This window comes from Clostridium aciditolerans (genome assembly GCF_016316925.1).
Lineage (GTDB): Bacteria > Bacillota > Clostridia > Clostridiales > Clostridiaceae > Clostridium_AM > Clostridium_AM aciditolerans.
Map to the genome: position 1 here is coordinate 12,705 of NZ_JAEEGB010000008.1, position 12,107 is coordinate 24,811.

At 28.1% G+C, this 12,107-nt stretch carries 7 protein-coding genes; all 7 read right to left on the bottom strand.

Annotated features, from left to right (window positions below):
- Window positions 1-22 precede the first annotated feature (22 nt).
- Entirely contained in the window at window positions 23-937 is a 915-nt protein-coding gene (rfbA, locus tag I6U51_RS08275; RefSeq protein WP_211142214.1) for a glucose-1-phosphate thymidylyltransferase RfbA, read from the bottom strand.
- A gap of 55 nt (window positions 938-992) precedes the next feature.
- A complete protein-coding gene (rfbB, locus tag I6U51_RS08280) occupies window positions 993-2,048 on the bottom strand; it encodes a dTDP-glucose 4,6-dehydratase (RefSeq protein ID WP_211142215.1) in 1,056 nt (351 codons plus the stop codon).
- Between the two features lie 304 nt (window positions 2,049-2,352).
- Window positions 2,353-3,111: a dTDP-4-amino-4,6-dideoxyglucose formyltransferase gene (locus I6U51_RS08285; RefSeq protein ID WP_211142216.1), complete on the bottom strand. Its 759-nt coding sequence runs from the start codon at window positions 3,109-3,111 to the stop codon at window positions 2,353-2,355.
- 54 nt (window positions 3,112-3,165) lie between these two features.
- Entirely contained in the window at window positions 3,166-4,272 is a 1,107-nt protein-coding gene (locus I6U51_RS08290; RefSeq protein ID WP_211142217.1) for a DegT/DnrJ/EryC1/StrS family aminotransferase, read from the bottom strand.
- Between the two features lie 59 nt (window positions 4,273-4,331).
- The gene (locus I6U51_RS08295) at window positions 4,332-7,601 is read right to left on the bottom strand and encodes a glycosyltransferase (RefSeq protein WP_246517185.1); all 3,270 of its coding nucleotides are present in this window, start codon (window positions 7,599-7,601) and stop codon (window positions 4,332-4,334) included.
- Complete coding sequence (locus tag I6U51_RS08300; protein WP_211142219.1) at window positions 7,594-9,735, bottom strand: glycosyltransferase; 2,142 nt, start codon at window positions 9,733-9,735, stop codon at window positions 7,594-7,596. Before I6U51_RS08300 ends, I6U51_RS08295 begins: the two co-directional genes overlap by 8 nt.
- Before the next feature lie 105 nt (window positions 9,736-9,840).
- Window positions 9,841-12,075: a glycosyltransferase gene (locus I6U51_RS08305; protein ID WP_211142220.1), complete on the bottom strand. Its 2,235-nt coding sequence runs from the start codon at window positions 12,073-12,075 to the stop codon at window positions 9,841-9,843.
- Window positions 12,076-12,107: the final 32 nt, after the last annotated feature.

Here is a 12,107-nt window from a genome sequence, read left to right on the forward strand (position 1 = left end):
TCACTCCTAAGTTTCACTATTGTTAAAACCTCTCCTTTGTCATCGCCACTTCCTCACTAGCTAAACTGACTTCATCTTCAATAAGACTCAAAATATATCTTCCATAATCAGTTTTTGATAAGGGCTTTGATAAATTACATAGCTGTTCTCTATCTATATATCCTTTTCTATAGGCTATTTCCTCTATGCAAGCAACATACAGACCTTGCCTTGTTTGTACAGCCTCTACAAAGTTTGCTGCATTCAAAAGGCCTGATGGAGTTCCTGTATCAAGCCAAGCCATACCACGTCCGAAAAGTTCTACCTTCAGATTTCCTCTTTTCAAGTACTCATTATTCACATCTGTTATTTCAATTTCTCCTCTTTTAGATGGTTTTAAGTTCTTTGCAATTCTAACCACATCATTATCATAAAAATAAAGCCCTGGCACTGCATAATTAGATTTAGGTATATCTGGCTTTTCCTCTATGGATATTACATTGTTTTTGTAATCAAATTCCACTACACCAAAATCTTTAGGATTGCTTACATGGTATCCGAATATAGTAGCTCCTTCTTTTCTTGAAGCAGCGTTTTTAAGTCTCTCTGTAAAACCATAACCATGAAACACATTGTCTCCAAGGACTAAGGCTACATTATCATTTCCAATAAAATTCTCTCCTACAATAAAAGCATCTGCAAGGCCTCTTGGTTCACATTGTACTGCATATTGAATGTTAAGTCCAATATGCCTTCCATCTCCTAAAAGTTCTTTATATGTATCAGTATCTCTTGGAGTTGATATTATAAGTATATCTCTAATATCCGCTAGCATGAGCACAGATAAAGGATAATAAATCATTGGTTTGTCATATATCGGAATAATTTGTTTTGATATTGCCTTTGTCATGGGATAAAGTCTAGTACCTGATCCACCTGCTAGAATAATTCCCTTCATTGATATGTACTCCCCTTTATAATTAATTGCAACTAATTTTTATATTTAAACTTTACTATTTAGTTTTATACATTTTTTCATAGTACTTTTGATAATCTCCACTAGTTACACTATTCATCCACTGTTTATTATGAAGATACCACTCTATAGTCATTTTAATTCCATCTTCAAATTTAGTTTCGGGATACCATCCAAGTTCTTTCTTTATCTTAGATGGATCAATACCATATCTTTTATCATGTCCTTTTCTATCTTCTACATATTTTATAAGATTTTCATTGACTTTTTCATCTACATTATCATGAATATATTTAACTATAGTTTTCACTATTTGTATATTAGTTCTTTCATTGTGTCCGCCTATATTATAAACTTCACCTAATCTTCCATTATTAATAACCATATCAATAGCCTTGCAATGATCCTCTACATATAACCAATCACGTATATTCATACCATCACCATACACAGGTAAAGGCTTTTTATTTAAACAATTATTTATTATAAGTGGAATTAGTTTTTCTGGAAACTGATATGGACCATAATTATTTGAACAGCGAGTGATATTTATAGGCATTTTATATGTATCAAAATAAGCCTTAACCATTAAATCAGCTGAGGCTTTACTAGATGAATATGGACTATGAGAGTCAATAGGAGTAGTCTCTGTAAAATAGCCTGTAGCTCCTAAGGAACCATAAACCTCATCTGTTGATACTTGAAGATACTTTTTACCTTTCTTAAATCCATTCTCTAATTCCCAAGCTTTTTTTGCTGCATTAAGTAAGGTTATTGTTCCTAAAACATTGGTTTTTACAAAAACCTCAGGCTCAAGTATACTTCTGTCTACATGAGATTCTGCTGCAAAATTCACCACATAATCTATATCATAATTGCTAAATATACTTTCTACTAACTGCTTATTACATATATCACCCTGTATAAAAGTATAATAGCTATTGTCTTCCACTAATTTTAGATTCTCAAGATTTCCTGCATAGGTAAGCTTGTCTAAGTTTATTATTTTAATATCTTTGTATTTCTTTAATATGTATTGTATGAAGTTTGAGCCAATAAATCCTGCTCCACCGGTTATTAAGTATGTTTTCATTTTTATCTACTCCTAATATGACTTATATACTTTATTTATCGTTTTAAAAAAATAATGATTTTGTCCGTAGTTCGTGTGTCTTTTTTACATCTCACTTATCCGTATAATCAGCTATGTACAACAATGTATTACAATCGCTATCGATTATCTTTCTCTTTGCTCTGTTATCTTCTAAACTCAAATATACATATTATGAGACAATATTGCTACAAGCATACCATCTATGTGCTCAAATATAGTTTCACACCTTCGGGTAGACACTCATATACTACGTTGCTGTATGGGAATGAATCACAACTTTATTTTACTTTGTCGGACATTGTTTTACATTATTCTTATCCTTTTCTAATTCTAATTTAATCTCTACAAATATTTTTTCTCCAGATTCATCATAAAAGTATGCATTTTTATACCCACTAAAACTTACAGCTCTCAAATAGTCAATTGCTTCCTTAAATGTAACTAATTTATTTAGGTTAATTTCACATAACTTATTAAAATCTTTTTCTTTATTAATATTTCCTTCTGACAATGGCTGTATAGCTTTGTAATTATTATCCACAATATCCCTTAAATGTATTTTCAACAGTTGTATTTCAGTATACTGTATTTTCTTATATACTTCATAAGCGGTTTCCCATTGAAAAATATCGACCTTTTTCTGTGCAATTATATTACCATGATCTAATTCTTCGTCCATTTCATGTATAGTAACACCTGTAGGTAGTTTATTTATGATACTAAATACTTGAGGGAACCATCCTCTATTGTATGGATTAAAACCAGGATGAACATTTACACAACGTATTTGATTTACTAAATCTGATGGGAACATTTGTTTACAGTGAAGAGATAAAACTAGCTTATAATTAGATACTAACTCATTAATTCTACATTTCAAATCAATTGATTTGAAGTCATCTCTCATAAACTTAGTTTTAAACAACTTGTTGCTTTCAGAAAAAAAGAATTCAAAATTTATATCATTGTACTTTTTATCTTTTATAATTTCTTTAAATTCATTATATATAAACTCATTATCTGTTAATACCATAATTTTCATACAAGCATTTTCCCTCCCAATAAACTTTATTTTAATCTATTAATTTCTAAATAATTATTTACTTAATATTAATTTACATATCCTATCCACATCATCTAACTTCAAATCTCCATACAAAGGTAATGTAAGAACTCTTTTGGACAAATATTGAGCTACTGGTGTTCTTATGGTGTCAAATTTATCTCTATAACAATCAAACTCATTGGTTAATGGATAAAAATACTTTCTAGGAAAGATATTATTTTCTTTAAGTCTGTCACTTATTTCATTTCTTGTATAGCCAAAGGATTTTTCATCAAAAAATATAGGAAAGTAAGCATAGTTGGATTGAATATTCTTTTTCTTATGAATTATTTTTATTCCATCTACACTTGATAACCACTTTTCATATCTTTCTACTATAGCCTTTCGTTTGTTTATTTCATCATCCACATGCCTTAAATTACATATGCCCATAGCAGCTTGAAATTCATTCATTTTTGCATTTGAGCCTATTCCATCAACTAAAACCTCTGATTTTATTCCAAAATTTTTTAATGTGTACAATGCCTTACCAATATCTTTATTTGAGAAAGTGACTCCCCCACCCTCTATAGTATTAAAAATTTTAGTGGCATGAAAACTGAACATTGAGGCATTTCCAAAACTACCTACACCTTGTCCATCAATTTTTTCACCGAAAGCGTGGGCTGCATCATATATTACTTTTAAATCATATTTTTTAGCAATTCTATCAATTTCATATACATCACATATGTTTCCATATACATTAACAGGAAGTATTGCACAGGTTCTGTCTGTTACAAGCTCTTCTATCTTTGTTACATCCATAGTGCAATCATCTTTATTTACATCACAAAAAACAGGTTTTAGATTATTTCTTACAATAGCATGGGTAGTAGATGCAAACGTAAAAGGTGTTGTTATTACTTCCCCTTTCAAATTCATAGCTTGGAGTAATAATTCCAGAGCTAAATGCCCATTAGTAAACAAAGATATATTATCTACTCCCAAATATTTTATTAGTTCTTTCTCTAGTTGATTATGTAACTCTCCCATATTGGTCATCCACGATGTTTCCCATATGGATTTAATTTCATTAATATATTCTTCTAAAGGAGGCATTGATGCGCGAGTCACCAATATACGTTTTGAATTCATAAATACATACCTCTCATAGTTCTTTAATATTTATACAATTTATTTTGCAATAGTTCTTTCTATTCCTTAAATGCTAAAATTAAATCTTCCTTGTTATTAAAACCATATTTTTTTGCTTCTTCTTCAGTAAATAGATCATTATTTTTTACTATTTCTAACTTAAAACCAGCCATTTTAATTCTCTCAAATAAATCTTTTCCATATATTCTTACATGGTCTGATTGTCCATAAAATTTTTTTCTAAGTTCATCATTATTTATATTTTTATTCTCAAAAGACTCATTAATCTCTGGAGAATAAGGCGTTTGCAAAACTGCGTAACCACCTTTTTTTAACACTCTAAACAATTCCTTCATTGCTTTTAAATCATCTGGAATATGTTCTAATACATGATTACAAATAATAAAATCAAAATACTTGTCTTCAAACTGTATATTTGTAATATCCATTTCGATTATCGATTTATTAATGGGATGCAAATCACCACACACATATTCTTTTATATTTAAGTCTCCAACAATTTTCTGGATATGATTCTCTGGTGCAATGTGAAGTACCTTGTTGCCTATTATATGTCTATCCCATATCTTTAATTTATCAAAATATTTAATAATATGTCGTTCTCTATCATGAGAATAGCAATGTGGACATGAAAAATTTTCTGTATCACTACCAACAATATTATATTTATAAATAAAATCTAAACTATGCTCTTTATACTGGTATGGTAAAAACATCTCAATCTTTTGATTGCAAATAGGACACATTAAATTATCTCTGTCCCTTTGTTGGATTATATCGCTAATTGCACTTGAATAACATGAATTTAATTTATTTTTCAATGTTTTACTAGCATACTTATGATCATCAATAAATTTATTAATAAATGGAACATAAGTTGTTAACCACTTGAATAAAATAGATTTATGTTCTCTTTCGTTGATAATAATTTTGGCTTTATAACTTACATCAATAAAGTTCTTCCACTCTATTATTCCTTTAATAAAAATATCTCCCTTATTTGAGTTCTGACTTGGATGAATTCTAAAACAACTTAATACTTCTGTCATATACATGAGATCCCCATATTGTAAAATAGAAATCCAACTTGATAAATCATTTATATTAGTAAATTTTCTTCCTTTGAAATATCCATATTTTCCATCCTCTAAGTATACTTTTTTAAACAACACAGTAGTAGGCTCTCCTATACAATTTATAAGATTTAGAACCATATGCCTACTAATTTTACGTCCATTGACTATTGTATCTTCATCGAACAATCTGCTAAAAGCCCCATTTAACGCTAGCTTATTGCCGTTTTCATCAATAGGTTGTCTTACAGATGTAACTAAAGTTATATTAGGATTTTCTAAAAAGTACTTCATCATTTTTTCAATCTTTTCTGGATGGAAAACATCATCATGATTTAAATAATTAACATATTCGCCTTTGCTTCTTGTTAATAATTGATTTACATTTTTATATCCATAGTCCATTTCATCTCTTTCATTTCTGAAATAACTTATATTCCCATATGTATTAATATAAGGTCTTACAAACTCTTCTACTTCATTATTAGTACTGTCATCCCCTATTATGATTTCAATATTTGGGTACGTCTGATTAATGGCACTTTCTAATGCTTCTCTTAGATAATTGGTTTGATTATATGCTGGAATCAATATGCTAACCAATGGTAAATTATTGGTACTTTCAATACCACTATTACTCTTTTTATTTAATATTTCACCTAATTTTGTCTTTAATAGTTCACATTGGTTTCCAAGCTCACATACTTTTTCTGCAAAATCATATTTTCCATCAAACTCACTAAAATAATCATTTACACTTTTACAATATTTCAAGCTGGTAGATAGTGCTTTACTAAATTCCTCATTTTTCATTAAAAATCCTTTTTCTCTAGCCGTCAAAACTTCATGAGCATAATCTAACGCACCTAATAATTTCATTTTATCAGAAGCTAACTGTTGATTATCATGTATTCTAAAATAGCTTAAAACTTCATTTATAAAAACTGCTTTTCCATTAGATAACAGATTAAACCAGGTTGCTTGGTCAACATTACAGCCATATTTTCTGCTATTATACACCCCAAAAGATTCCTCTAGCTTGTTTTTTCTAAACAAAGCAGTTGTCGGTTCTCCTATGCAGTTAAAATTAATTTTAAGCATAAAACTTCCAAGATCAATACCACCAATTACAGTATCATTTTTAAATAGATTATCAGTATTTCCAAAAACTTGCCCTATACTTCCATTACTGTCTATTATAGCCCTATGAGAAGTAACTAAAGAAATTTCTTCATTATCGTCATGAATAAAGTAATTCATCATTTTTTCAATTTTAGTAATTTCAAATAGGTCATCATCCATCAGATAATTGATGAATTCTCCATTAGCCATGTTATATAATTTTATATCATTATCGAATTGTCCTAAGTTTTTTTCATTATGATAGTATTTTATGTTATCATACTTATTTAAATAATTTTCAACTATTAGCTTTTCTGTTTCATTATTAGTACTGTCATCTCCAATAATTATTTCAATGTTTTTATATGTTTGATTTAGTACACTCTCTAGCGCTAATTGTAAATATTGGGGTCTGTTATAAGTTGGTATAAGCACACTAACTAGAGAAAACATGTCTTTCGAATATTCATTCAAAAACCTGCTTCTGTAAATATCACATTCATCTATTGTATTAGCTGATCCACAATCATGAATACACCAAGGTTCATATTGGTTTGGTATTACAACTTCATATCCGGCTAAATTGAACTCCATACTTTGTGATATATCATAAAAATTCCACCCATCGAATATATCCTCTCTCCAAGGTATATCGTACTGAGTAATCATAATTAATCCATCTATAGCTTTAACATTTTCATATCTTCTTTTTATGCCATTAAAAGAAGTTAACTCCATCTTACCCGTATGGCTTTCATATACCTTACCGTGTTTATGTATTGAATCCCACCATACTCCATTAGTTGGTATAGTTTTAGCCCCTGCTACCCCCATTAAACCTATTTCTTCATGATGTTCAAATATACTTAACATGTCCAATATAAAGTTTTTGTTAATTATGAAAGTATCCTGATGAAGATAAACCTTATATTTAGCATCAGTATTTTGCATTGCTGCATTGTACCCAGCTGTCATACTTTCAGCTTCTTTAATTGAAACAGCATCTATTTCATAGCCTTCAGGAATGTTCAAATTACTTATGTATAATAAGCATTCTTCATATTGTCTATCATCATTTACGCAGGTTATAAAGCATATTTTTTTATTATTCATTTTCATCACCTGATATTTCTTTCTTCAATTTTAAAATATCTTCATCATGAATATTAGAAAAAGAATCCAGATAAGCTAAGGCAGTTTCCTTATCTCCTAATTTATAAATTACATATGCCATATTATAAATTGTATCTTTATCTTTAGGATTATACTTATAAGCTAACTCTAGTATATTTAATGCTTCCACATATCTATGATTATTACATAAATATATAGCAATCCTATTGAATACTTCTTCTTTCTTTATTATATTTTTCATAATTATTTCATTTAATAATTCACAAGTCATGTTATCTAAGTAATCATTTAAAAGCTTTAAGTTTTCTTCAACAGAAATAGAATTTTCTATTCTTCTTAAAATATATGCTATTTCTTTTTTATCTATAAAATTCTTGCCAAAAGTTATCAAATATTCTTTAGTTATATATTGAGGCTTCATATTTTCTCCAGTTAACTTACAAATATGATCTAATACCATTTCGTTATCAGTAGATATGTTCACAGTTTCACTTTCAATGATAGTGTCTGAAAAATCTTCGCAAGAGAATATTTCTTTAATCTCATTATAGTTATACATTTTTTTATTATTAAACTCTGCACTTCCCATTAAAATTTTTATAAGCTCTTCATAAAAATTCGAGTTTTTTACAGTAACTATTATTTTCCCTGTTTCTTTAATGAACTTTAATAATTTTTGTATTGCAATTCTAGGTGCTTTTGAATATTCCACACTATTAGTAACAATGATATAATCAAAGAAATCTTCAGGATAATCTAATTCATCATCAATGCTTGCTGCTTTTGTATTTGCAAAATTATTCACTAACTTAACTATTGTTTTATTCTGATCCATTCCATACAATTTTGCATTTTTAAATACATATTTTATCTTGTATAAAAGAGATCCTGTACCACAACCTATATGAAGCACATTAAAATCAGTTTTGTTTACATCAAGTTTTTGAATAATATTGAAATTTACAAGGCAACTTTTTTCTGAATCAAAGCCCCACTTATTTATAAATTTTTTTGAATTTTCCATAAGCAAGTTATTGAATTTTTCCACATTTTCCTTGAAAGATGTGCTTCCAAAATGATGAATAAACGTATCATTACAAAGCATTAATTTACAGCCTTCTGATTGAATTCTATATCCTAAATCGTCATCTTCAAAATTTCCGGGGAAAAATATTTCATCTAAAAGTCCCACTTTATCCATAACTGCTCTTTTAATCAGCATGCAATATCCTATTAATCTTACCTTCTGTTCCCATTTTGACGAATCAGATACATTGTATTTATCTGCAAAATTTATCATCTCATCTATTGATTGATATTCTGTTCTTATTGCTTGATAATTTGCACAGTTATTTGTAACAGCACCAACTGCTCCAATATGTTCATCACTATACAAGCAATTATTAAGATTTTCCAACCATCTTGGTGTTACAATAGTATCATTATTCAGAAGAAGTATGTCATTTTCTTTTTCTGCAACTTTTATTCCCACATTGCATCCACCTGGGAACCCTAGGTTTTCATTATTTAAAATAATCTTTATGTCCTTTTGTTCTTTTAGCCATGACCTAGTATCATCAGTAGAATTATTGTCTACAATTATAATTTCATAGCTTCCAGTTTTAGTATACTTTCTGATACTGTCTATGCACAATTTAGTATAATCTAACTTGTTGTAGGTTAAGATAATTATGCTTGTTTTTACATCACTTTTTTTATTCTCTAAATTCAAGTTAAAATTTTCTTTTAAATTATTTATTACAGAGTTCACATTAGATATGAATTCACTATCCTCCGAATTATTTTTAGCCCTTAAATAATATTCATAAGCTTCATCATATTTCTCATTGATTTCATAAACATAGGCTAGATTAAAAAGAATGTCTGGATTGTTCTTATCTAAGCTCAAACCTCTATGCAATATGTTTTTAGCTTCTTCTAATTTATTGGACATTATTAGCATTACAGCCTTCATAGATATGATTTCTATGTCATCTTTAATAATTCCTTCATATTGTGAAATAAGTCTTTCTGCCTGATCCATCTTACCTTCATTAATTAGCTGTTGTATTTCATTTTTTACTTCAATTTTATTTGCATTAATATCTTCCATTTTTCACCTCTAAATAGCATTTAGTTTCATCCGCAGAACTTTAATTTAGATTTCAATTTTTATACCTTTATTAAATCTTTAAAGATTAAGTTTTCTACTGAATTCTTATTGTTTGTCCAACATAGCCATTATGTTGCTGATTTGTAGTTTAAGTTCTTCATCTTGGCATAACTCATATGCTTTACTATAGTAATATTTTGCTTTATCAAAACTCTGCTTAGCTTCTAGAACACATGCTAAATTATATATAGTATCAAAATTACTTTGTTTTAGTGTATTTGATAATGCTAAATTAATTAATGCATCGTCAAGTTGCCCCTTTAAGAACAATACTACCCCCAGGTAATTTTTTATATCTACATCATATATAAATAAATCATCCAGTTCTCTTAATATATTTTCAGCTTCATCTAAGATATTATTTTTAACAAGTTCTTCTACACTTGCTAAAACATTTTGTTTTTCATTTTTCATTTCATCTGAGACCAAGTTATCGTTAATTTTACTGCTTAGGCTTTCTAAAATCTTTTTGAATTCGGGCATATCTTGCACAAGATTTTTCAAATTCTTTATGTAACACAGTTTATCGTTGGAGTATTTATTAATAATGTTATATATTTTGTACCAAAAATACTGGTACCTGCTTAATATGAATTTACTATTTTCTTCATTTACAATATCAAAGTTGTAAGTTTGCTGCATCAAATTTATATTGTTTATAAATGCCCTATGCAATAAGCTTTCTAATTTTTCTCTCTCTACGCATGATAAAAACATTAACTTCTTTTCTATCATAATGAAAAAGCATAAATTTCTAACATCTGAGCACAGAAAATTATCCTTGTCATAATCATTCAATATTTTTATACACTCATAATCATTACACACATAATCCAAATACTTTTCTTTATCCATGTTGTCAAGATTTTTTATTTTTTCTAATACAGATATATCCTCTTTAATTTTTAATTTTAATATTTCTGCTTTCCATAAATAATAATTCTTGTAGTTGACCTCTATATTTGGTATATCTGTTTTATCATTAAAAATAATATGTTTTAAATAACAGTCTAATGTTTTGTTCAAACCCTTAAAACTATTGAACATATGATTAAAATCATCATTCAAGCTGTCCAACATGATTTTTCCCATAACAGAACCAATAGTTTCAATATCATTTTCTTTTATTTCCTTATCTTTATAAAAATCAGCTATTTTTTCATATTCTCTTTCGCTTATAAATGAATATAGTATGATCTGATTTAATTCATACTTTTGTTTTTCATTTAAATTCTCACATAATTCAATGACTTTTTTATAATTCTTCAACTCAAATAAATTAAGAATTCTGTCTACTACCATATCATCATACCTGGAAGTTGAAAAATCAGTTACTGTAGTATAATCCACAACCCCCTGCTTGTTTTTTTCATATAACTTAAAATATTCATTGAAATACTTTTCAGCCTTAGAATAATTTTTTAAAAATTTATTGCTTTTAGCTAACATATAATAAAAATCTATAAAACTATTACTTAGTAATACTGCTTGCTCACATACCTCTATAGTTCTCTCATAATCCCCCATATGGAAAAGTTCTATGGCTAATTGGCGATATACGTATAAATATTTTGTTTGATTTCTTGTATCTTTATTGTTTCTCACCATCTTATAGGCTTTATCTATTGACTTCAACGCTTCATTCTTTTTATTTGCCATTGAATAGCTTTGGGATAATTGAAACAATGTATATATTGTATCTTTTCCTTCATCCAGATCTTTTAATAATAACTTGATATTTCTATCATATTTGTATTCCATTAAATCATAATCATTTCTTATATATCCATAATGATTAAAGGTTATATTAGTCATGTAGGTTGGTTTTTTAAACATAGGTTGTTCATGAACTCTTCCTGCATAGTAAAAATCATCATCATTTTTAAATACTCTGACTAATCCACCTATAATATACATGTCTTCAGAAGTATAGTTGTTAAACTTAACTATTGCACTATTATATGATTTATATTTTTCTTTAAAAAATTCAATCAACTCACTTGGATTTGCTAATATTTCATCAGCATCTATTACTAGAATCCAATCACCATTGCAATACTTGATGCTTAAATTCCTCATTTCTGCAAAATCATTATTCCACTCATGCTCATATATTTTTTCAGTATACTTTTTGGCTATATTGATAGTATTGTCTGTACTCCCTGTATCCACTATAATTATTTCATAATTTATTTTATCTTTTAAAAGTTCCAATGCCTGCAAGCATTTTTCTATATTTTTTTCTTCATTTTTAACAATCATGGCTATACTTAACAACATAAAGTTCATCTCCTCTTTCTTTTAAACTAATA

Coding starts and splice junctions, on each gene's coding strand:
- I6U51_RS08295 (WP_246517185.1), bottom strand. CDS start 7,601: ATGAATAATAAAAAAATATGCTTTATAACCTGCGTAAATGATGATAGA.
- I6U51_RS08305 (WP_211142220.1), bottom strand. CDS start 12,075: ATGTTGTTAAGTATAGCCATGATTGTTAAAAATGAAGAAAAAAATATA.
- rfbB (WP_211142215.1), bottom strand. CDS start 2,048: ATGAAAACATACTTAATAACCGGTGGAGCAGGATTTATTGGCTCAAAC.
- I6U51_RS08290 (WP_211142217.1), bottom strand. CDS start 4,272: ATGAATTCAAAACGTATATTGGTGACTCGCGCATCAATGCCTCCTTTA.
- I6U51_RS08285 (WP_211142216.1), bottom strand. CDS start 3,111: ATGAAAATTATGGTATTAACAGATAATGAGTTTATATATAATGAATTT.
- rfbA (WP_211142214.1), bottom strand. CDS start 937: ATGAAGGGAATTATTCTAGCAGGTGGATCAGGTACTAGACTTTATCCC.
- I6U51_RS08300 (WP_211142219.1), bottom strand. CDS start 9,735: ATGGAAGATATTAATGCAAATAAAATTGAAGTAAAAAATGAAATACAA.